General features: G+C 62.9%; 21 protein-coding genes and 1 riboswitch. Of the genes, 9 read left to right on the forward strand and 12 right to left on the reverse strand.

Features of this window, described 5'->3' with window-relative positions; genetic code table 11:
• Positions 1–17 precede the first annotated feature (17 nt).
• A complete protein-coding gene (locus IGS55_RS15895; protein ID WP_072452810.1) occupies positions 18–2,009 on the forward strand; it encodes an ATP-binding cassette domain-containing protein in 1,992 nt (663 codons plus the stop codon).
• A gap of 37 nt (positions 2,010–2,046) precedes the next feature.
• On the opposite strand, the gene IGS55_RS15900 is transcribed toward IGS55_RS15895, so the two are convergent.
• Positions 2,047–2,529, reverse strand: a complete 483-nt coding sequence (locus tag IGS55_RS15900; protein WP_230518024.1) for a chemotaxis protein CheW — start codon at positions 2,527–2,529, stop codon at positions 2,047–2,049.
• 196 nt (positions 2,530–2,725) lie between these two features.
• Here IGS55_RS15900 and arfB point away from each other — a divergent pair, with 196 nt between their 5' ends.
• Positions 2,726–3,124: an alternative ribosome rescue aminoacyl-tRNA hydrolase ArfB gene (gene arfB / locus IGS55_RS15905; RefSeq protein WP_034749850.1), complete on the forward strand. Its 399-nt coding sequence runs from the start codon at positions 2,726–2,728 to the stop codon at positions 3,122–3,124.
• Here the strand turns inward: arfB and IGS55_RS15910 are convergent, their stop codons facing one another.
• Together IGS55_RS15910 and IGS55_RS15915 are read right to left on the reverse strand one after the other, a co-directional pair.
• Positions 3,125–4,984 carry a flagellar assembly protein A gene (locus IGS55_RS15910; protein ID WP_230518023.1) on the reverse strand — a complete coding sequence of 620 codons (1,860 nt, stop codon included), beginning with the start codon at positions 4,982–4,984 and terminating at the stop codon, positions 3,125–3,127.
• A gap of 270 nt (positions 4,985–5,254) precedes the next feature.
• A complete protein-coding gene (locus IGS55_RS15915) occupies positions 5,255–5,644 on the reverse strand; it encodes a hypothetical protein (protein ID WP_128142525.1) in 390 nt (129 codons plus the stop codon).
• Positions 5,645–5,907: 263 nt separating this feature from the next.
• Between IGS55_RS15915 and ompR the strand changes: the two genes are divergently transcribed.
• Positions 5,908–6,609 (forward strand): osmolarity response regulator transcription factor OmpR, encoded by a 702-nt coding sequence (gene ompR, locus IGS55_RS15920; protein ID WP_223278807.1) that lies wholly within the window; start codon positions 5,908–5,910, stop codon positions 6,607–6,609.
• A gap of 13 nt (positions 6,610–6,622) precedes the next feature.
• Positions 6,623–7,981, forward strand: coding sequence for a sensor histidine kinase (locus IGS55_RS15925; RefSeq protein WP_230518022.1), 1,359 nt, complete (start codon positions 6,623–6,625; stop codon positions 7,979–7,981).
• Between the two features lie 150 nt (positions 7,982–8,131).
• Here the strand turns inward: IGS55_RS15925 and IGS55_RS15930 are convergent, their stop codons facing one another.
• Positions 8,132–8,611, reverse strand: a complete 480-nt coding sequence (locus IGS55_RS15930) for an Imm26 family immunity protein (protein ID WP_230518021.1) — start codon at positions 8,609–8,611, stop codon at positions 8,132–8,134.
• Positions 8,612–8,736: 125 nt separating this feature from the next.
• Complete coding sequence (locus IGS55_RS15935; RefSeq protein WP_034750230.1) at positions 8,737–9,042, reverse strand: ferritin family protein; 306 nt, start codon at positions 9,040–9,042, stop codon at positions 8,737–8,739.
• Between the two features lie 142 nt (positions 9,043–9,184).
• Here IGS55_RS15935 and IGS55_RS15940 point away from each other — a divergent pair, with 142 nt between their 5' ends.
• Both IGS55_RS15940 and IGS55_RS15945 read left to right on the forward strand, forming a co-directional pair.
• Complete coding sequence (locus IGS55_RS15940; protein ID WP_230518020.1) at positions 9,185–10,342, forward strand: iron-containing alcohol dehydrogenase; 1,158 nt, start codon at positions 9,185–9,187, stop codon at positions 10,340–10,342.
• A gap of 66 nt (positions 10,343–10,408) precedes the next feature.
• Positions 10,409–10,506, forward strand: a riboswitch (TPP riboswitch).
• Positions 10,507–10,591: 85 nt separating this feature from the next.
• The gene (locus IGS55_RS15945; protein WP_230518019.1) at positions 10,592–12,739 is read left to right on the forward strand and encodes a TonB-dependent siderophore receptor; all 2,148 of its coding nucleotides are present in this window, start codon (positions 10,592–10,594) and stop codon (positions 12,737–12,739) included.
• Here IGS55_RS15945 and IGS55_RS15950 read toward each other — a convergent pair.
• The 3 genes from IGS55_RS15950 to IGS55_RS15960 all read right to left on the reverse strand — a co-directional run bounded on the left by IGS55_RS15950 (position 12,736) and on the right by IGS55_RS15960 (position 14,513).
• A complete protein-coding gene (locus IGS55_RS15950; protein ID WP_230518059.1) occupies positions 12,736–13,284 on the reverse strand; it encodes an AAA family ATPase in 549 nt (182 codons plus the stop codon). The genes IGS55_RS15945 and IGS55_RS15950 overlap by 4 nt on opposite strands.
• Positions 13,284–13,895, reverse strand: coding sequence for a nicotinamide riboside transporter PnuC (gene pnuC, locus IGS55_RS15955; RefSeq protein WP_230518018.1), 612 nt, complete (start codon positions 13,893–13,895; stop codon positions 13,284–13,286). Before pnuC ends, IGS55_RS15950 begins: the two co-directional genes overlap by 1 nt.
• 99 nt (positions 13,896–13,994) lie before the next feature.
• The gene (locus IGS55_RS15960) at positions 13,995–14,513 is read right to left on the reverse strand and encodes a DUF2867 domain-containing protein (protein WP_230518017.1); all 519 of its coding nucleotides are present in this window, start codon (positions 14,511–14,513) and stop codon (positions 13,995–13,997) included.
• Positions 14,514–14,580: 67 nt separating this feature from the next.
• Here IGS55_RS15960 and IGS55_RS15965 point away from each other — a divergent pair, with 67 nt between their 5' ends.
• Positions 14,581–15,201 (forward strand): TetR-like C-terminal domain-containing protein, encoded by a 621-nt coding sequence (locus tag IGS55_RS15965; protein ID WP_230518016.1) that lies wholly within the window; start codon positions 14,581–14,583, stop codon positions 15,199–15,201.
• A gap of 155 nt (positions 15,202–15,356) precedes the next feature.
• On the forward strand, positions 15,357–15,758 hold the full coding sequence (locus tag IGS55_RS15970; protein WP_230518015.1) for a hypothetical protein: 402 nt from the start codon (positions 15,357–15,359) through the stop codon (positions 15,756–15,758).
• Here the strand turns inward: IGS55_RS15970 and IGS55_RS15975 are convergent.
• Positions 15,753–16,295: a hypothetical protein gene (locus tag IGS55_RS15975; RefSeq protein WP_230518014.1), complete on the reverse strand. Its 543-nt coding sequence runs from the start codon at positions 16,293–16,295 to the stop codon at positions 15,753–15,755. The two genes, IGS55_RS15970 and IGS55_RS15975, sit on opposite strands and share 6 nt — an antisense overlap.
• A gap of 56 nt (positions 16,296–16,351) precedes the next feature.
• Here IGS55_RS15975 and IGS55_RS15980 point away from each other — a divergent pair, with 56 nt between their 5' ends.
• Positions 16,352–16,564, forward strand: a complete 213-nt coding sequence (locus IGS55_RS15980) for a hypothetical protein (protein WP_230518013.1) — start codon at positions 16,352–16,354, stop codon at positions 16,562–16,564.
• 44 nt (positions 16,565–16,608) lie between these two features.
• Here IGS55_RS15980 and IGS55_RS15985 read toward each other — a convergent pair whose 3' ends face one another.
• The 3 genes from IGS55_RS15985 to IGS55_RS15995 form a co-directional block, all read right to left on the reverse strand.
• Positions 16,609–17,973 (reverse strand): tetratricopeptide repeat protein, encoded by a 1,365-nt coding sequence (locus IGS55_RS15985; protein WP_230518012.1) that lies wholly within the window; start codon positions 17,971–17,973, stop codon positions 16,609–16,611.
• On the reverse strand, positions 17,960–19,564 hold the full coding sequence (locus IGS55_RS15990; RefSeq protein ID WP_230518011.1) for a type VI secretion system Vgr family protein: 1,605 nt from the start codon (positions 19,562–19,564) through the stop codon (positions 17,960–17,962). Before IGS55_RS15990 ends, IGS55_RS15985 begins: the two co-directional genes overlap by 14 nt.
• Positions 19,565–19,759: 195 nt before the next feature.
• The gene (locus IGS55_RS15995) at positions 19,760–21,907 is read right to left on the reverse strand and encodes a S46 family peptidase (RefSeq protein WP_369123278.1); all 2,148 of its coding nucleotides are present in this window, start codon (positions 21,905–21,907) and stop codon (positions 19,760–19,762) included.

Raw genomic sequence — 21,907 nt, forward strand, 5'->3', positions numbered from 1 at the left:
CCTTTACAAAGAAAAAAATGATACGTTTCCTACAAGTAAGCCTGATGCGCGGCATCAAACCGTTGCTCGAACAAGTCGATGTCACCCTCAATCCGGGCGACAAGATCGGCCTGATCGGCGCCAATGGCGCGGGCAAATCGAGCCTGTTCGCCATGATGCGTGGCGAATTGCACCCTGACCAGGGCGAGATCGATTTCCCGGCCAAATGGCGCGTGGCTTACGTGGCGCAGGAAACGCCGCCGCTGGACCGTGCCGCGCTCGACTACGCCATCGATGGCGACGTCACCCTGCGCAAACTGGAAGCGGAACTGGCGCGCCTGGAATCGGAGCCGGCCACGTCGGAAAACGGCATCGCCATCGGCGAAATCTACAGCGCGCTGGCCGATGCCGACGCGTATACCGTGCAGTCGCGCGGCGAGCAGTTGCTGCTGGGCCTGGGCTTCACCCTGGACCAGATGCAGCAACCGGTGGCCAGTTTCTCGGGCGGCTGGCGCATGCGCTTGAACCTGGCGCAAGCGCTGATGTGCCCGTCCGACCTGCTGCTGCTCGATGAACCGACCAATCACTTGGATCTGGACGCCATCATCTGGCTGGAAGACTGGCTCAAGCGCTACGCCGGCACCCTGCTGATCATTTCCCATGACCGCGACTTCCTCGATGAAGTGGTCAACGTCGTCGTGCATATCGATGAGCGCAAGCTGAAACGCTACTCGGGCAACTATTCGAGCTTCGAGCGCCAGCGCGCGGCGCAGATGATCCTGGCCGCCGGCGCGCTGGAAAAGCAGCAGCGCAAGCGCGCCCACCTGGAATCGTTCGTGAACCGCTTCAAGGCGCAAGCTTCGAAAGCGCGCCAGGCGCAAAGCCGCATGAAGGCGCTGGCCAAGATGGAAGAGCTGGCGCCACTGCGCGCCGCCGCCGAATTCTCGTTCGAATTCCGCGAGCCATTGAGCGCGCCGAACCCGCTGCTGGTGATGGAAGATGTCGATGCGGGCTACAAGATCGAGAACGAAGCGACGGGCGAAATCACGCATAAAACCATCGTCAACGGCATCAAGTTTTCGCTGCAGATCGGCCAGCGTATCGGCTTGCTGGGCCAGAACGGCGCCGGCAAATCGACGCTGATCAAGACCATCGCCGGCGAACTGATGCCGTTGACGGGCGACGCCACCATGGGCAAGGGCTTGAACATCGGCTATTTCGCCCAGCATCAGGTGGAAATGCTGCGCCACGACGAATCGCCGCTGTGGCATCTGGCGAAGATCGCCCCGACCGTCCGCGAGCAGGAACTGCGCAACTTCCTGGGCGGCTTCAACTTCCCCGGCAACATGGTGACCGCGTCGATCGCGCCGTTCTCGGGCGGCGAAAAAGCCCGTCTGGCGCTGGCCCTGATCGTCTGGCAGCGTCCGAACCTGCTGCTGCTCGATGAACCGACCAACCACTTGGATCTGGAAACGCGCGAAGCGCTGACGGAAGCGCTGGCCCAGTTCGAAGGCACCCTGGTCGTCGTGTCCCATGATCGCCACTTGCTGCGCGCCACCACGGACGAATTCATCATCGTTGCCGACGGCAAGCTGCAACCGTTCGACGGCGACCTGGACGACTACAAGGATTGGCTGTTCAAGACCAAGCTGGGTAAAGGTACCGATGTGCTGCCGGCCGCCGGCAAGGCCAACAAGACCGATTTCCCCGTGGTCTCGCCCGTCGTTGCCGCAGCAGCCCCTGCCGCGCCCGTGCGCGACAAGCGCAAGGAAGCGGAAGAGCGCCAGAAAGCCGCCGCTTTGCGCAAGCCGATCGAAAACAAGATCAAGCGCCAGGAAGAGCAGATCGCCAAGCGCAATGCGCAAAAGGCGGAAACCGACGCAAAGCTGGGCGAGCCGACCATCTATGACGCCGCCAACAAGGCGAAATTGAAGCAACTGCTGGCCGACCAGACCTTCTTCACCAAGGATCTGGCGCAGCTGGAAGCGGAATGGCTGGACTTGCAGGATCAGTTAGAGAAACTCGGCTAACGCCAAACACAAAGACGACCCTCGGGTCGTCTTTTTTTTATGCCGCCTGCATGGGGCCGGGGCTGCGGATCGCCATCAGGCGGTCGATGTCGACGAGGATCAAGCGGCGCCCGGCCAGCGTGCCCAGGCCCAGCAGGTAATCGGCTTCCGCCTCGCCCAGGCCAGGCACGACAGCGATGTCACCGGGCGCCAAGCTGACGATATCGGTGACGCCATCGACCACCATGCCCATCACGCCATTGCTCAGCTGCAGGATGATCACGTCGGTGGCCGGGTCGGGCGCGCCGTGGGCGCTGCCGAACGCCGCGCGCATGTCGACGATGGGGATGATCACGCCGCGCGAGACGGCCACGCTGTGCAGTACTTCCCCTTCCGAGGAAAAACGGTCGAGTTCATTGAGCGGGCGCAATTCCCGCACGCAGCGGTAGTCGAGGCCATACTCCAGGCCGCCCAGCCGGAAGCTCAAGTACTGCGTCAGGTGTTGCGCGGTTGCGGCGCCAGGCGTGGTCGTGGGCTGCATGGTGTTCCTTTCATCCGGTAAGCGCTGCCAGGATGCGCAGTGGCGCAACGTTGGCCCCATGCTAACCAGCATCACCACGGGCGGCGTTGAGCAACATCAACTTTCCCGGAAGACATCATCGGCTGGCGGCCCCGCCCTTGCGCCGGCGCAGCCATCTTCCCTTACAATACCCACATCATTCCCCCACAGGCAGGCCATGCAACACCTCGTCAACCCCGCTGAAGTTGAATTTTCCGCCATCCGCGCCCAAGGCCCGGGCGGGCAGAACGTCAACAAGGTGTCCAGCGCCATCCATTTGCGCTTCCCCATCGCCGCTTCGTCGCTGCCGGAAGCGTACAAGGAACGGCTGCTGGCCCTGCGCGACAGCCGCATCAGCAAGGATGGCGTGCTAGTGCTCAAGGCGCAGCAGTCGCGCAGCCAGGAGCAGAACAAGGAAGAAGCGTTGCGGCGCTTGCAGGAAATCATCGACAGCGTGACCTTCCTGCCGGCCGTGCGCCGCGCCACCAAGCCCACGCGCAGCTCGCAGCGGCGCCGCCTCGACAGCAAGAGCACGCACAGCGTGCTCAAGCAATCACGCGGCAAGGTCACGGACTGATTACGGCGGCGGCTGATAGGTCCAGTCCAGGCTGCCCGTGCTGTCCGCAAACACGGGCTGCGTGGCCGGCGTGGCGCTGCGCAGCAAGGCCTTGATTTCCTTCGGCGGCCGGTCGTAGGCCTTGGCCGGCCCGGGCGGCACGACCAGCGCGCGCACCGTCGTCTCGCCATCGATCAGGCCCAGGGTGCAGCGCGACTGGCCCGCCGTCGCCTGCCGCTCCTGGCGCACTTGCTCCACCAGCGCCAGCATCTGCGCGTGCAGGATTTCCGACTGTTTTACCTCCACGCGCAAGCGCGCCACCTCTTTCAGGACGGGAGCGATGCGCGCGGCCAGCTTGTCGAACTGCAGCTGTTGCGCCGGCTGCAGCTGCAATTCGCCGCGCCGCAGCTGGCCCGCCAGGGTCAGGTAATTGCGCACCTCGGGCAATTGCGCGATGGCATCGATTTCCTGCTGGCGCTTGTGCTGCACCTGCAGGTAGTGCGCCGCCTTCGTCAGGCTCTCGGCGATCTTTTGCTCCAGCGCGCTCAAATCGGGCACGAGGGGAAACAGCAGCATCTCCACCTGCTTGCGGGGACCGGCGCTGCCGATGCGGATGGTGCGCGCCGCCACGGCGCAGCCTTCGGCCAGCTCGATGACGACCTCGTCGGCGATGATCTCGCAATTACTGGCGCTGTCGATCACCACGCGCGTGCCGGCGATGACGCAGCTTTCCGCGCGCTTCACGTGTACTTCGCCGCTCAGCGCCTGCAGCACGGAACCGGAAGCGACGCCCTCGACGCGCACGTCGCCATGCGCATTGAACGCCGTGCCGCCCACCAGGTTGCGGTGCAGTAAGATCAAGCCGCCATGCGAGTGCAGATGGCCATACACGTCGCCATGGATGGTGATGTCGCTGCCGTCGAGCTGGCGCTGTTCCTGCACTTCGCCGTACTCCTCGTAGGCGGCGCGCAGCTTCAGATTGCCCGTGGTGCGGCTGCTGACGCCTTCGCGGCTGACGATCTTGTTTTCGATCGCCATCTTGCCGTGCTCATCGACATTCACATAGCCATCCTGGGTGGCGACGAGGAAATTGCCGTCGCTGAAATGCTCGACCGCCGTGCCTGGCCCCGCCACCGTGGCCAGGTCCAGTTCCTGCGGCGCGGGCGGCGGCAGCACCTTGCCGGCCAGGTCGTAGCCGGGCAGGCCGGGCGTACCCGGCAGCAGACGCAGCAGGCGCGCGTGTTTTTTCACTTGCGGAAAGCGGTTCTTGAAACTGAGCAAATCGAGGCGGCCATCGGAGCGTTCGCGCGGCGCATCGTCGCGGTGGATGCCTTGCGACACTTCAACGAGCTGGGCGTCCCGGCCCGGCTGCGGCGGCAGCACCCGCGCCACCGTGATGCGCTCGGCCTTGCCGCTGGCGAGCATGGCGCGCACGGCCACGCTATCGATACCGTAGTGCACGCCCTTGCACCACAGGTCCGCCACCAGCTCGTCAAACTCGCGGCGCGCCGCCATCTGGCCATCCGCATCCGCAGGCAAGGCTTCAAAGTAAAACTCGGCGCTGTCGCCACGGATCTTGATCTGTTGGTACAGCGCGCGGCGCGGGGGCGGGAATGGCGCCACGCGCACGGCGATGCGCAGCAAGGCGTCGCCCTTGGGCGCGGCACGGGGGACAGGAGCGTGAAACAGGGTCAGCAGGAACAAACCGTAATCGAGGCCGGCCAGCAGCTGGCCCGACTGGAACAGCTGGTCGACGGCGGCGCGCAGCTGCGCCGGCGCCAGCGACAGGTCCAGGAACACGCCCTCGTCGCGCTGGAGCAGGCCGAGCGGCAAGCCGCCTGCGGGGGTTGCATCCGGAACCGGTGTGTCGTCGTCGCTCACCACTTGCCTCCCCCAGCAACACATTCTGAGAATTTCCTCAATGCACTAGAACAATATCACGGGGCGTGGCGGTGTGCCGGATTAGCATAATCCTGACGCAATAAACATGGGAATGGAAAAATGGAGATGGATGTTTCAGCTAAAGTCACGACATCTGGCGAGACCGTAGCGAGCGGAAGTGAATTGTGGCCGAGAAGCGGAACTGTACTTTAGTACAGTGAGCATCGCAGGCCACAAGTCGCGACGCGCAGTAGGTATTGCCGGATGTCATCAACGGCGCGGCGGATTCGAGTAAATATCCTGGCCCACTTCGTTGATCTGGCGGCGCAGGTCGCGGCGTTCGTCGGGCGTCATGCGGCCCGTGCGGCGCGAAGCGTCGGCGCCTTCGTTGGCGCGGCGCTGCTCTTCGGCGCGCGTGTCGAAACTGCGTGCGTCACGCTGTTCGCGCAGTCGCGTATCATTGCTATTGCTGCGCTGTACCTGTTCATACCGCTGGGCCTGCATTTGCTGCTGGTCGTCACGGCGTGGCGGCGGCTGGTTTTGCGCCGACGCCAGGCTGGCGGCAAACACGGAACACACGGCAAATGCGGACAGTACAACTGTACGTGCGGCAATAGCTGCGCTGGGAGCGGCGTGAATTTTTTTAGTAAAGATATTCATTGAGTTCCTCTTCCGCGATGCCGTATAAACTAAAGCTGATTTCCACTGTGGCCCCAGTGTATGATGCTTTACACGGTGCAGTAAGAGTAATTGGGTAAAGTTTGTAACACTTTGTAATGGGTCGCCACAGCCCCTTGCCGACGCCGCGCGAGGCGTTACTATAGCAACTAATATAAGATAACACGACACCTTAAATGACCACAACCTCCACTACCGGCAGCAATACAACAACGCAATCGATCCATGGCCACCAGGCAAAAATCATGGTGGTCGATGACGATGTGCGCCTGCGCGACCTGCTGCGGCGCTACCTGACCGAACAGGGCTTCAATGTCTTCACGGCAGAGAGCGCGACGGCCATGAACAAGCTGTGGCTGCGCGAACGCTACGACCTGCTGGTGCTCGACCTGATGCTGCCCGGTGAAGACGGCCTGTCGATCTGCCGCCGCCTGCGCGGCGCGGGCGACCAGACGCCGATCATCATGCTGACGGCCAAGGGCGAGGACGTGGACCGCATCGTGGGCCTGGAAATGGGTGCCGACGATTACCTGCCAAAACCGTTCAATCCGCGCGAGCTGGTGGCCCGCATCGGCGCCGTGCTGCGCCGCAAGGGCCCCGATGAAATCCCGGGTGCGCCGTCGGAAACACCGCAAACCTTCGAGTTCGGCGACTTCGTGCTGGACTTGGGCACGCGTACCCTGAAAAAGAATGGCGAGACCGTGCCGCTGACCACGGGCGAGTTTTCTGTGCTGAAAGTGTTTGCCCGCCATGCGCGCCAGCCGCTGTCGCGCGAGAAACTGATGGAACTGGCGCGCGGACGCGAATACGAAGTGTTCGACCGCAGCCTGGACGTGCAGATTTCGCGCCTGCGCAAACTGATCGAACCCGATCCGTCGAGCCCGCTGTTCATCCAGACCGTGTGGGGTCTCGGCTACGTCTTCATCCCGGACGGACAGCCGCGCTGATCGCAGGCGAGGCATGATGAAGCTTGTTCCCGATATCAGCCTGGCGCGGCTGAAAAGCGGCCTGTTCTGGCGCACCTTTTTGCTGCTCGGTACTTTGACCACCGTCAGCATGATCACCTGGATCGGCATGATTTCCGTCATCCAGCGCGAGCCGCAGGCGCAGCAGATTTCCGCCCAGATCATTTCCGTCGTCACCATCACGCATGCGGCACTGACGCACTCGGCTCCCGAACTGCGCCGCGAGCTGCTGTTCGACCTCGTCAGCAATGAAGGCATCCGCATCTTCTCGCTGGAAGAGGACGACCGCATCGAGCCGCCGCCCGACAATTATCTGATGCCCGAGATCGAGGCGCTGGTGAAGGCCAAGCTGGGCAAGGACACGCGCTTTTCCGCGCGCGTCAACGGCGTGGCCGGCTTCTGGGTCAGCTTCAAGATCGACGACGACGAGTACTGGCTGATGCTGGACCGCGAGCGCCTGCGCGGCCTGACGGGCTTCCAGTGGCTGGGTTGGGCCAGCCTGGTGTCCCTGCTGTCCCTGCTGGGTGCGGCCATCATTTCCAGCCTGATCAATCTGCCGCTGTCGCGTCTGACGGCGGCCGCGCGCGACATCGCCAAGGGCAAGCAGCCGGCGCCGCTGCCGGAAAAAGGCCCGATCGAAATCATCGAGGCGAACCGCAGCTTCAACCAGATGGTCGATGATTTAAAGCAGGTGGAATCGGACCGCGCCGTGATTCTGGCCGGCATCTCGCACGACTTGCGCACGCCGCTGGCGCGCATGCAGCTGGAAGTGGAAATGGCCAACCTGTCGGACGAGGCGCGCGAAGGCATCCAGTCCGATATCGGGCAGATGGACGCCATCATCGGCCAGTTCCTCGACTATGCCAAGCCGACGGAAACGTCGAGCTTTACCGATGTCGACCTCAGCGGTTTGCTCCACGACATGACGCGCGAAGCGATGCGCCTGCCGGACATGAAGCTCAACGCCACCATCGCCGACGGCGCGCATGCGATGGGCAACCCCACCGACTTGCGCCGCGTGCTGAACAACCTGATCGAGAATGCGCGCCGCTATGGCAAGACGCCGGGCAGCGACATGACGGAAATCGACATCGCCTGCCAGGTGCGCACCAGCCACGGCGCGAAAAAGGTCATCATCGAGGTGCAGGACCACGGCACGGGCGTGCCGGCGGAAAAGATCGAGCAGCTGATGAAGCCGTTCACCCGCCTCGACACGGCGCGCGGACAAGCCAACGGCGCCGGCCTGGGCCTGGCCATCGTCGACCGCGTGCTGCTGCGCCACGGCGCCGAACTGCAGGTGCGCAACCGCGAAGGCGGCGGCCTGGCGTTTCAGATCAGTTTACCGGCCGTATAAGCGGCGTAGGTCGGCTTAGCGCAAAGCGCGTAAGCCGACACCACCTGCGGCCTTGGCCAACAATGTTGTCGGATTACGCGAGGCAAGGCCTCGCTAATCCGACCTACGCCGTCCGATGCAGGCTCCGGCACCAATGCCGCCCGACAGCCATCAAGCCGACGCCTGCTCCTGCGCCAGCAATTTACTCATCAACAATTCCGTCGCCCCGTAGCCGTACAGGGAATCACTTTCCATGCCCGGCGTGTCGAAGGGGATCGATTCCTCGCGATTCAGCTTGGCAGGATCGGCGTCCGCATAGCTGGCGCGCCAGGCGCGCTGCAAGGATTCGTTGCGGCGGATAAAGGCCGGCATGGGCCAGTCGTCACGGTTCCAGTGGGGACTGTCGCCCAGCAGGGGCCAGCGCTCGTTGAGCAGCGCCATGTCGCCCGTGCGCAGGCGGCGCACGGCCTGTTCCGGCCGCAAGCCTTCCAGCTCGTCCAGCGTGGGCAAGCGGTCGCGTTTCGGCCCGAACATATACGCCAGCATGATGCGCCCGGCAGGCGCCCTGCGCGCCACCACGCCGACGGCATAACCGCCGCCCGGCAGGGGCACGGCAAACCAGCTGCCTTCTCGGTATGGTAATGATTTCATTTCTAAAAGCCCCCTGGAATACACCGGACAGCCGCTGCTATCCGGCGTTAAATTTAACTAGGGGCACAGTCTACGCGAAGCGATGCGAAAGTGGCGCATGGTACGCCACAACAACAAACCAATAGTTACAATATTTTCTCGTCATAGTGATACTGGGCAACAATCGGCCCCGCCTTGAACAGCGCTTCCTTCATGGCCGTGTCCAGGCGCGCATCGCGGCGGCGCATCCATTCGAGCAGCATGGCCGCTTCCTTGCGGCTCGTGTCGCCCGCATGCGCGAGCACGCGGCGCAGTTCCGGGTCCGTGCACGCTTCAAAACGCTGGCTGTTCAAGTCCAGCGCTTGCAGCGCGGCGATGGTGGCGCCGATGGCGCGGTGCATGTCGAGCGCGGTGGCCGGCAGGCCGGATTCTTCCAGTGGGACGGTGGTCATGCGCATTCCTTTTCGCGTGGTGGTGACATCGGCTGCATTCTCCACCGCGCGGGCGAAAAGCTCAAGCGTCCACGACACGTTTCTACCCGTTCGGCCATAATCATGGCTCAGCAACAGCCTAAACCTCGGCAGCGGGAGCCCCATGTTCAATTTCGACTTTTACAATCCGACGCAAATCCTCTTCGGCCAGGGCCAGATCGCCGCGATCACGGCGCTGATCCCGCCCCAGGCCAGAGTGCTCATGACGTATGGCGGCGGCAGCATCAAGCAGAACGGCGTCTACGATGAAGTCAGGGCGGCGCTGGCCGGCCACACGGTGCTGGAATTTGCCGGCATCGAACCCAATCCCAGCTATGAAACCCTGATGCAGGCCGTGGCCCTCGTGAAAAGCGAGCGCATCGATTTCCTGCTGGCCGTCGGCGGCGGCTCCGTAGTCGACGGCACCAAGTTCATCGCCGCCGCCGCCCTGCACGAGGGCGAGGCGTGGGACATCCTGGCGAAAGGCGGCAAGATCGTCGAGGCCGCCCTGCCCTTCGGCACCGTATTGACTTTGCCGGCCACCGGGTCCGAAATGAACGGCTCGGCCGTGATCACGCGCAAGGCCACGCAGGAAAAGCGCTCGTTCATGAGCCGCAAGGTGTATCCGAAATTCTCCGTGCTGGACCCGTCGAAGACGTTCACCTTGCCGCTGCGCCAGGTGGGCAATGGCGTCGTCGATGCGTTCGCGCATGTGATGGAGCAGTACCTGACCTACCCAGTCAATGCCTCCGTGCAGGACCGCTTCGCCGAAGGCATCCTGCTGACCCTGATCGAAGAAGGCCCGAAAGCCCTGTCGCACCCGGACGACTACGACGTGCGCGCCAACGTGATGTGGAGCGCCACCCTGGCCTTGAACGGTTTGATCGGCGTGGGCGTGCCGCAGGACTGGTCCACGCACGCCATCGGCCACGAATTGACGGCTCTGTACGAGCTCGACCATGCGCAGACCCTGGCCATCATCCTGCCCAGCATGCTGCGCGTGCGCAAGCAGGCCAAGCGCGCCAAGCTGCTGCAATACGCGGCCCGCGTATGGGGTCTGGACGGCGGCGACGAGGACGGCCGCATCGAGGCGGCCATCGCGCGCACGGAATTCTTCTTCCGCCACATGGGCGTCAAGACGCGCCTGGCCGACTACGGCCTGAACCACGCCAGCGTGGACGCCGTCGTGTCCGCCCTGGAAGCCCACGGCATGACGGCCCTGGGCGAGCAGCGCGAAGTGACGCCTGCCGTCAGCCGCAAGGTGCTGGAACTGAGTTTGTAGATTCGCGCCACAGTGTTGTAAAACGGTCAGCCGGTGGGACAGCTGGCCGTGCTTCATGCTAAGCTGTCATTTCGCTAGGGGTCCTGGAGCAGTCATCCGGGTGAGAGATACCCTTCGTACCTGATCTGGATAATGCCAGCGAAGGAAAGCGCAAAGTACCTCCCTCCTTTGATAGCTCCTGCGTTGGCGCCAGCCGAACAAGCAGCCTGCCGTGCTCTTTCCCGAGACGGCTTGAACCACGAGCTATCTATGTCCACACCGAATTTATCCGTTTCTGTTTTGACCCTGGCCATCCTGCACGCGTTTGCCGCGCCTGCCCTGGCCGCAAATGACGCCGTCGAAGCCGCCGATCCGCAGGCCCAAAGCATGGCCGAAGTCGTCGTTACGGCCAGCAAGGCGCCGGCCGCCAAACGCGCCTCCGTGGGCGGCTTTAGCGATGCGCCGCTGCTGCAGACGCCCGCGTCCGTCACCGTCATTTCGCAAAAGGACATGCAGGACTTACAGATCCGCAATCTCAGCGATGCCGTCAAGCTCGACGCCAGCATCAATGACGCCTACAACGCCGTCGGCTATGCGGAACAGTTTTCCATCCGCGGCTTCAAGCTCGACAACAATTCCAGCTACCGCAAGGATGGCGTGGCCATTCCTGGCGACACGCAAATTCCGCTGGAAAACAAGGAACGCATCGAAGTGCTGAAGGGCCTGGCCGGCTTGCAGGCGGGCGTGGCCGCGCCGGGCGGCGTGATCGACTTCATCGTCAAGCGCCCCACCGCCGCGCCGCTGCGCAGCGTCACCGTGGAAGCGCGCGAACGGGGCACCCTGTACGGCGCCATCGACCTGGGCGGCCGCCTGGAAGACACGCGCTTCGGCTACCGCGTCAACGTGGCGGCCGAGCGTCTGCGCTCCTACATCAAGGGCGCGGACGGCAACCGCAAGTTCATTTCCGGCGCCTTCGACTGGCAGATCTCGCCGCAAGCGCTGCTGCAGTTCGACGCCGATTACCAGGACAAGGCGCAGGCGACGGCGCCCGGCTTCCAGTTGCTGAACAATAAAACCTTGCCAACCGGCATCAGCGCCGACGCCATGCTCAACCTGCAGCCGTGGACGCGCCCCGTGGAAACCGTCACCAGCAATCTCGGCCTGCGCTTCCAGTACGCGTTCAATGACGACTGGCGCGCCACCCTGTCGGCCAACCAGCACTCGTTCAAGCGCGACGACTACACGGCCTTCCCGTACGGCTGCAGCGGACAGGACCTGTACCCCGGCTTCTGCGGCAATGGCGACTACGACGTGTACGACTACCGCAGCCTGGGCGAGACGAAAAAGCCGCTGAGCGCGCAAGCCATGATCCAGGGCAAGTTCGCCACCGGCTCGCTGCGCCATGACTTCACGGCCGGCGTCTCGACCTTCCGCCGCAAGGACCGCGCTGGACTGTACGTGTACGACTGGGCCGGCGTGAGCAATATCTACCGCCCGCAGATCGTCGGCATGTCGACCGGTGTGCAAGGCCCCGTGCGCCTGGTGCGCAAGGACACGGAAAACTCCGTCTTCGTGCAGGATATCGTCAGCCTGGCGCCGAACTGGAAGCTGCATGGCGGCTTGCGCCATATCGACGTCGACGGCTACCAGTATGTGCTGAAGGCCGACAAGGAAATCCGCGCCAAGCACGACTTCCTGCTGCCCAACGTGTCGCTCGTCTACACTCCGCTCGACAATGTCTCCGTGTATGCCGCTTATTCGCAGGGCATGGAACATGGCGGCACGGCCGACCGCAAGGCGATGAATGCCAACGAAGAGCTGTCGCCGAGCCGCTCGAAGCAGATCGAATTCGGCGCGAAGATGGATGTGACGCCGGACTTCATGGTGGCGGCCAGCCTGTTCCAGATCCGCAAGGGCCTGGAATTCCAGAACACGGCCGGCTACTTCGTGCGCGAAGGCCAGGCACAGCACCGCGGCCTGGAATTGTCGGCCCAGGGCAAGGCAAGCGCCAACCTGAGCCTGGGCGCGTCCGTGACGGCCCTGAACAGCCAGCAGTCAGGCACGGGCAATGCCGACCTCGACGGCAAGCGCGTGCCGAACGTGCCCGCCTTCAAGGCGGCCGTGCATGCGGACTATGCCGTGCAACAGGTGGCGGGCTTGAGCGTGAACGGCAGCTGGGAATATGCGGGCAAGAAAGCGTTCGAGTACAACAACACGACTTTCGTGCCGTCGTACCACGTGTTCAACCTGGGCGCCGCCTGGGCCACGCGCATCGCCGGCACGCGCGCCGTGCTGCGCGCCAGCGTCAACAACGTGGCCGACAAGTTCTACTGGCGCGACGTGACGCCGGAGTCCGATGGCTATCTGTATCCGGGCGCCAGCCGCACGTTCAAGGTGTCGGCACAGTTTGATTTTTAATTGAGGGAAATGGCAGGCGCTGCAGCTAGCGCCTGCTGCAGCAAGGGAGCCGCCTGTTCCAGGCGCGCCTCCAGGCTGTCGTGCAGCACGTGGTACACAATGCCGCGCGCGTCGAGCTCGTCGAGCAGGTAGCGGTAGATCAGCTGGCGCACGGCTTCGGACTCGCGCTGCAAGCCGTCGGCCACCCACGGGCTGTCGGGCGCCGTCACCAACGTCAGATCGTACTGCGTGGCATCGGCCAGCGCCGCCAGCTGTGCATCGGCGCCATCGAAATAATGGCGGCTGTAGACGACTGTCATCAACGGCGTCGTGTCGCAAAACAGGAAGTTGCGCGCTTGCGCGGCGGCCGCCGCCTCGCGTTCGACTTGTGTGCGCGCAATGCCATACTGGTCGGCCGAGACGGGCACCCTGCCCTGCGCTTCGACAAATTCACGTAAATACTCGGGCACCCAGACGGTGCCGTAGCGTTCGGCCAGGGCGGCCGCCAGGGTCGACTTGCCCGACGATTCCGCGCCCAGGATGGCCACGCGCACGCAACGCTCCATCACTTGAGGACCATCGCGCTCGGAGCGGCCGGCGCCGACTTTTTCCACGCCAGCAAACCGATGATGGCCATCACGACGAAGAACGCGTACAGCACGGCCGTCAGGGTCAGGCCCTTGTGCAGGTACAGCCACACGTACAGCACGTCGACGATGATCCAGGCGATCCAGTTTTCCAGCTTCTTGCGCGACAGCAGGAATTGTCCCACCAGGCTGCCTGCCGTGAGGAAACCGTCCGCGTGGGGCACGTCCGTATCCGTCGTCGTCAGCAGCCAGGCGATCAGCAGGAAGCCGACCAGCCAGCCCGCGCCGCAAGCCAGCCAGCCGCGGCCGTCGAGGCGCGTGACGGGCAGGGTCTTGCCGCCGCTGGCCGGATGCAGCCACTGGTACCAGCCCCAGAACGAGACGCTGATAAACAGCAGTTGCAAGGCCATGTCGCCATACAGGCGCGACTCGAAAAACACGAAACCGTAGGCGGCCGAGGAAATGATGGCGAACAGCCACGCCCAGTGATTCTGGCGGATGTTCAGCGCAACGGTTGTCAGTGCCAGGACAAAGGAAATCAGTTCAAGCGGCGTGGTGGCAAAACCCAGCAGGAGAAGCGTATCGTTCATGGGAATCGTGATGAGGCTGGTGGTGCAGTATGCAATACCGGCCATGAATAAGCAAGATTGCCCGCAGCGTCAGCCCCGCCCCTCCCTTGTTCAACCGGCTCAGGCAAAGCCTCCCTTGACGGCGCGTGCCAGCGTACGCCGCACGACCAGCTTGTGAAATGGCCGGATCAGCAGGATGTAGCTGCGCCCTATCCAGTTATGGCAATGCACGACGGTGGAAAAGGTGACGCTGCCATGCAGCCCCGCGTCCCGGTTGCGCAGCACGGACAAACGGAAGTCCAGGTGGCTGTCGTCCTCGCCCACGATGATTTCATCATCGCTGACAGCGTAGATGCGAAAGATACCGATGCGTCCATCAGGCTTGGCCGCCAGCTGTTTCGCCGTCTTGATACCGAAGGGCGTGACAATAATATCGCGCACCGCCAGCAGCCACTGCGCCCAGCGCGGCTGGCTGCACAGCACCACGCGCGCCAGGGCCTGCATATCCATCTGCCGCACGCCAGCGCTGGGCAGGCCGACGGCATACGCGTCGGCCAGGTTGCTGCCCTGGTACAAGGGGGCGATGCTGGCGCCGGGCGGCATGGCCACGGCGCGTACCACGTTGCTCATCTCTTGCATGTGCTCTCCATGTGTTCAGTGATAACATGACCATCATACACGACAATGTGAACAGCGATAACATAGAATGAACACAAGCAGTAATTATCACCATGGCAACCTGCGCGACACCCTGGTCGCCGCCGCCATCGCGCAACTGGCGCAGCAGCACGACGCCACCCTTTCACTGCGCGAACTGGCGCGCACGGTGGGCGTATCGATCGCCGCCGTGTACCGCCACTTCCCCAGCAAGGAAGCCTTGCTGGCCGAGGTGGCGGCGGCCGGTTTTGCCAGCCTGATGGCCAAATGGGAGGCGGAACTGCCGCCGCAGGGCAGCCTGCCCTCCGAACAGCGTTTTCAGCTGCTGGGCCAGCAATACATCGAATTCGCCCTGGCTTCGCCGGCGCACTACCGGCTGATGTTCGAACACCAGGACGTGCGCCAGTTCCCCGCCCTGCTGGAAGCGGCGCAAGCGTGCTTCCAGTACGTGCTGCAGACAGCCGGCGCGGCAGTGCGCGAAGCGGGCCTCGACCCGCGCTGGGACAAGGCCGCCGCCAGCGCCGGCTGGTCGCTGGGCCACGGCTACGTGATGCTGCTGCTCAGTGGCCGGCTGGCCATGGCGGACGGTGGCGACGATTTGTCGCCAGCCATGGTGCCGCGCTTTTTCCAGTTGCCGGTGGAAGCGCTGCAGCAGGCAGATGAAAGATAGTGATGGCTGCACAGATGAATAGACACCGCCAGATGAATCCACCCTACTTGATACCTTGTTGATTTATGCATGATATTTCGATAGACACGCTCTCCCTGATCGCCAGGCAATGTCTTGCCGTCACGTGCCTGCAACGCTTTTGCCGGCGCTTTGATGTGGATCATCCTGCCCTGTCCGCGTTCGCCGCTCACGTGTGGAAAGTGGCGCAGCTCGCGCCGGGAGAGTTTGCAGCCTGGGAACGGGGCTTTGCGTCCCTGGCTGTGACGGGCATGGGCGATCCCTGGCCGGAAGACGTGCGTGGGGCACTGCCCGGGCACCTGCTGGGCACGCTGGAAGCACTGGTGCAGCATGTGCTGGAAACGAGCGCCTGCACCTGGCATGGCGATGACCTTGCGGCCAGCCAGCGCCAGCTGGAAGCCGTGCTGGCCATCTGCGTGCGGCATGAGGTCGCCGTGCCGCAGCTTGCGCACTATGCGCAGCCGGATGCGGCGCTGCGCGGCGGCTGGGGGCCGGCGCTCACTGACGAAGAAGTCCGGGCCTGGAAAGCCATGCTATAGCGCTCCCGCCAAAAGGCCTTGGCGCACCTGCTCGAGCAGGCGCTCCTCTTCATCCGTATCGGCATCGATTTGCGTGACCACGGTCCGGAATGGCGCGCAGGTCCTGATCTGCTCGAAAGCATGGCTCGTCTCAAGCCGCACCATGGTTTTTCTCAGGCTGTGCAGATAGCCTTCCTCGATGGCATCAAGCAAGTCGTCATCGGCAGCGTCGATCAGCTCGAACAGCGCGCCTTCTATCCTTGCATGGCCCTCTTCCCATAGTTGGCCAATTTCCGGCACATCGACTTCCATGCACTCGTTCGACCAGTCCGGTGGGTAATCACCGCGCTCCCGGTTATCGGGGTCGGTGTCAAAACTCAGCGAAAGGGACGGGAACGATACGGCGTTGAAGGCAAACGCTGAAAATGCCTGGTCCTTGAATCGCGACGCGCCCAGCAGTGCCAGCGATTCGCTGGCCAGCCTGAACCAGGTTTCTTCAACGGCGCATGCCGCTTCAAACGTTTGCCAGTCAGGCAGCGAATCGGGAGTCAGGGACATGGTGGGCCTGTTAAAAAAAGAATAAAGTTGAATAGGAATTATACGTCGCGCAGCCCATGCGGCAGGCGCGGCCGTGCGCGAAGCGGGCCTCGATCCCCCGCTGGGACAAGGCCACCGCCAACGCCGGCTGGTCACTGAGCCACGGCTACGTGATGCTGCTGAGCGGCCGCCTGGCCATAACGGAGAGCGGCGGCGACCTGTCGCCAGCCATGATGCCGCGCTTTTTTCAGTTGCCGGTGGAGGCGCTGACGCCAGCACAGCTGTCCTGAGTCCTAGACATATTCGTTATGAGAGATATCGGGAACGTTAAGCGTTAGCCGGGATCGGCAATGGACGCATCCATCAAATGCCACGTCACTTCGTCGTCAGGCAAATCGAGCAGCCAGTCGCGGCGCGGTCGCGGGAACGGCGCGCCCTGGGTCAGCCACGCCTGGCGCCAGTACTGGTTGACGATCGCCTGCAGCGGATGGTCGGCCGCCACCCACGGTTGCCAGACGCCGCTGACCGGACAGACCTGGTCGCAAGCGCAGCTCAACAAAGGCTCGGGCCGCGCCGCCTCGCGCAGCAAACCCTGCACCGCGCGCGGTTCCACGGCGCCTTGGTTGTGCCGTATCGTCAGGCACTGCTCCCACGTCACGGGGCCGTAACGGCTCTTTCCATCGGCATCGAGCACGTTGAAATGGCGGAACGCTTCGCCTTCACCGAACAGCCGGGCCGGTTCCGTCAAACCCTGCCCACCGGCGGGTTGCCAGTATGCGGAAAACGGCGCAGTCGGCGCGTCGCTGAGCAAGCCGGTGGGACGCAGCGCATAGTCGGCGGCCAGGAAGTACGGTTTTTGTAATAGCGCGGCGGCGCTTGGCTGCGGCATGGCGGGCGGCGGGCGCACACCCATGGCGGCGTCGAGCAGGCTCTTTCGTTGACCATCCCACGGCGGCAGATCGGCCGGTGGCAATGGCAAGATTTTATCGAGGTTGGGAAAGCGGCGATTGGGGTTGAAGCCGAGGGCACGATTAAGTACCGCATAACGTTCACCGCGAGCTTTGTCCACATATGGCGCCAGCATATCGGCAAGATCAAAAGGAGAACCAAATTCAATTGCCAGTGCGCTCGCACATTCTGCGCAGCCAAACTTGACACCCTCATGCAATACATTTAGAGCACGCTGTTTGGTTGTAGGAGTTCGATCGCCAATTTCATCGCCATTCGCAGCTCTTGGTATTGCATATAGATAGTGCAGGTTAAACGCAGCAGGCCCGTATCCCTGAGAAAGCGCACATGCCATCATTTTGATCGCTACAGGAATATTGGCCCAATATCCTGAAATCGCACCATCTATTCCCGCTCTTAATTTCTCTCCTAAAAATGCCATCGCCTGAGGATTTCCCATGACAGCAGCCTTTTGCCAGAATGCATAGGCACGAGTGATGTCGCCGTTGACACCCGTGCTATTCGCATAATAAGTCCCCATCCGGTCATAGGCCGCCGGTATGCCCAGCCGCATCGCCTTTTCCACCAGTTGCACCGCTTCTTCCTCACCATATAAAGGATCGCGTCCTTCCACATACAGGCTGGCCAGGTTAAGCATCGCCTTCCAGTGCAACCGATCTGCTGCCTGACGCGTCAGATCGATGATTTTTCTGTAGTCGCAGTCTTCCACGGCAATTTCAGGATCTTCCAAGGCGCGTGCTGCGAGGAACCAGTCTGCGCTGGTGCGTGTCGTCGAGCACCAACTGGTTGCCGCGCACGCCGCAGCCGCCGCCAGGCATCAGCTCGGCGCTGCGCCAGCCCCCAAGCATGCGTTGCCCCGGCAAATTCCACGGCGGCGCATGCTTGCCGTTGTACACCGCGCCGACAATGACGGGACGGTCGATATTGCCGTCGAGAAACTGGATCAGCACTTCCTGGCCGATGCGCGGCAACGCGATCTGGCCGAACGCCTGGCCCGCCCATGGCGTCATGACCCGGATCCATGGCGAACTGCCAGCGTCGAACTTGCCCAGCCGGTCCCAGTGGAATTGCACCTTCACCCGGCCCAGACCGTCGGTATGGATGGTTTCGCCTGCCGGCCCGGTGACAATCGCCGTCTGCACGCCGGGCAACGCACAAGGCGTGCTGTTGAACTGTCGCCCCGGATACCAGCGGACGCTCTTGCGGATGCAGCGAAAACGGTTTTCATAATGCGACTTCGCACCCGTTCCTGCCTGGTAATTGTTGCTGGCGATATGATCGACCGACAGGATCAGGTATTCGCGCGCGCCGATGTCCGGGCGCGCCGGTTCACCTCTGGCCGGCATGGATTGCTTGCCGCTGAAGTGTCCGCCCAGCGTGAAACTGCGCCCGGCCTGGGCGCAGCGGTGATTGCCGCCCGCGTCGAAGTATTGCGTCCGGCAGTTATGCCCCTCCAGGCGGCGTTGCGCCAGCGCTTCGCCGTCGCCCATGTCGGCATAGCCATAGCCGGTGTCCTGATACAGTTCATGGGCAAACACATCGCCCTGCTGGTGTAGCGCATGGCCGCTGGCGCGGCTGGCATACGGATGCTTGTAGTTGAAGCTGGCCAGCGTGAGCGAGCCTGAAGCGATCTTCCGTATTGCCTGCCAATCGCGTATGCCGTCGCGCTCCAGCGAGCCCGCGTCGCCGCGAAACATCATTTCGTCGGCTGCACTGGCATGGCCGTCGCCTGGGTCGATGCTGTCGCTCAGCCAGGTATTGTCGCCCAGACACAGCGTATGACCGTCGGCGCGATGTTCATACCAATAGTGGATACCCTGGTCTTCCCAGCGCCGGTGCAGATGGTTGTAATCGGTTTCATTATGCTGGTTGGCGCAGCTTAATATCGCTTTTTCCTCATGCAGCCGGTTTTGCCAGTCGCGCTGCAAATAGTGATCGAAGGTCGTTTCGCTGATGTCGATGACCGTGCGTTCGTGGAATGAAACGTTGTCCATGCGCAGCCTGGAAAACGCCAGCCAGGGTTGCAGCACCATCTGGTAGAACGCGAAACCGCCATCGCTGCGCGACAAGCGAAATTCGCCGACATAACCATTAAAATAGCGCAAGCTGCCGTCATCGCGCACCATTGAAATCGTGACCATGCGTCCCATCATCGCCGTCAGGGGGACGTGGAGATTATCGGACAGCAGTTCGACGTCGAAGCGGAAGTCGCGCGACATTTCCTCGCGGGCGCGCAGGCTGTTGACCAGCAGCGCGGTATCGGGCGGACCATCGTTGCGCGGAAAATCCATGCGCAGCAAGCGGCTGTCCTGGACCCGCATGCTCGCTCCGAAAAGGCGCGCCAGGTCGGCTGCCAGCTCGCCATCATCCATTCCCACCCCCTTCGGATAGTTCCCCTAACCCATGCTAACCATGGTGAACGCTGGCATATTGATGGAACTCAAACTAGTTGCCCATACGCAAAAAAGCCGCATCGGCCCTGCGGCGGATGCGGCTTTCATTTCAACCAAGAAGGATTATTTCTTGGCGGCTTTCGGATACTTGATGCTCATTTCCTGCAGCAAGTTGTCCGCGTGGTCCACTTCCTTCATCACCCACAGCATGTAGCGGATGTCGAGGTGGATGGCGCGCGTGATGGCCGTGTCGAAGTACCAGTCCTTGGTGATCGATTCATACGTCGAATCGAAGTTCAGGCCGATCAGTTCGCCGCGCTTGTTCATCACGGCCGAGCCGGAATTGCCGCCCGTGGTGTCGGCGCTGGTGAGGAAGTTGACGGGCACCGTGCCCAGCACAGGATCGCGGAACTGGCCGTAGCGTTTTTGCTTGACGGCGTCGAGCAGCGCTTGCGGCGCTTCGAACGGGGCCTTGCCACTGACTTTCTCGACGATGCCTTCCACGGTCGTGAACGGTCCCTTGGTCAGCCCATCGCGCGGCGAGTATGGCGACACGGTGCCGTACGTTACGCGCAGGGTCGAGTTGGCGTCAGGATAGACAGGTTTGCCTTGCGACTTCTTCCATGCGATCACGGCTTGCATATATTGCGGAATCACGCGCTCGAGGTTGCCGTCGATTTCCTTGCGGCGCTCTTCCAGCGCCGCCTCGACCGGCTGCAACTTGATGGCCAGCGCCATGAAGGCGTCATCGGACTGGGCAACAGCGGCCTGGTCCTTTTCCAGCCAGGCCAGGCGCTTGGCCGTGTCGGCCAGTTGCGTCTGCTGGTACAGGGCCGCCACGGCGCTTGGCGCCGGCAGCAGCGCGTCCAGGCCTTGCGGATGGCTCTTCGCCGCCAGTTGCGCGTAACGCTTCAGGCCAGCTTCAAAACGCGCCTGGTCGACCTTGTTGACGTACGATTGCTCCAGGCGGGCCAGACGGGCCTTGATGAAGGCCAGGTCGCGCTGCTGGTAGCCCGATTCGCGCTCGGCGTCCGCTTTCTGGCGCTCCAGCGACAAGCGGTAGATGGTGCGCGCGCTTTTCAGCAAATCGCTGTTGGTGGCAACACTCCAGGCGAACTCTTCTTCGCTCAAGGCCATGTCGCTGGCGATCGCCGCGTCCAGTTCGGCCAGCAGGGTCGGCGACACGTTCGGCTGTTTCGCGTACCAGGCGCGGAACTCGGCATCCTGCACGTCCTTGATGGCGGCGATGTCCTTGCGCGCGAAACCATCGAGCAAGCCCTGGGTTTTCTTCAGCACGTTGTTGATGCTTTTCACCACGCTCGCATAGCGCACGGCGGCGGCCGCGTCGCCATTCGTCGCGTCGGCCATCACCGCCAGGTCGGCCTGCAGTTCCGATACTTTCAGGGGGAAAGCCGTATCGCGCGCGAAACGGATTTCCGCCGGCAGCTTGTAGCGGCTGGTGCGGCCGGGATAGCCCGCCAGCAAGATGCCGTCACCGGCTTTCAAGCCTTCGGCCGAGACCACCAGGAAATCCTTCGATTTATACGGCACGTTGTCGGGCGACGGGTCGGCCGGACGGCCATCCTTGCCCACGTAGGCGCGCAGGAACGAATAGTCGCCCGTGTGGCGCGGCCATTCGTAGTTGTCGATGTCGCCGCCGAAGTTGCCGATCTTGTCCGATGGCGCGTACACGAGGCGCACGTCGCGTATCATCATCTGGCGGATGCGGTAGTACTCGAGGCCGCGGTGGAAGGCGGGCACGGAGCAGCGGTACATCTTGTCCGTTTCGCATTCGGCGATCAAGTCCTTGACGCGTTTTTCCACGGCTTCGTGGCGCGCGCGGCCGCTCATGTCGGCCGTCAAGCCTTTCAGCACGCGGTCGCTGACGTTCTCCACCTTGTCAGTCACATACACGAGGCTGTTCGGACCGCCCGGCAGCTCTGCGGCGCGCGTCTTGGCCAGGAAGCCGTTGGTGATGTAATTGTGTTCCGGCGTGGAATTGCGCTGCACGGCACCGTACGCGCAGTGGTGGTTCGTCACCACCAGGCCGGCGTCGGAGACGAAAGCGGCCGAGCAGCCGCCGAGCGACACGATGGCGCTCATCGGGTGCTTGCTCAGGTCGGCCAGTTTTTCTGCAGGAATTTCGATGCCGGCCCGTTTCAGTTCGGCTTTCAGCTGTGGCAGTTGGTGTGGTTGCCACTGCCCTTCGTCGGCGTGTGCGCCGGCGAACGCGCCCAACAAGGCGACTGGTAAAACGATTGTTTTGAACAA

It is taken from the genome of Janthinobacterium sp. EB271-G4-3-2, from assembly GCF_020858035.1.
GTDB lineage: Bacteria > Pseudomonadota > Gammaproteobacteria > Burkholderiales > Burkholderiaceae_D > Janthinobacterium > Janthinobacterium aestuarii.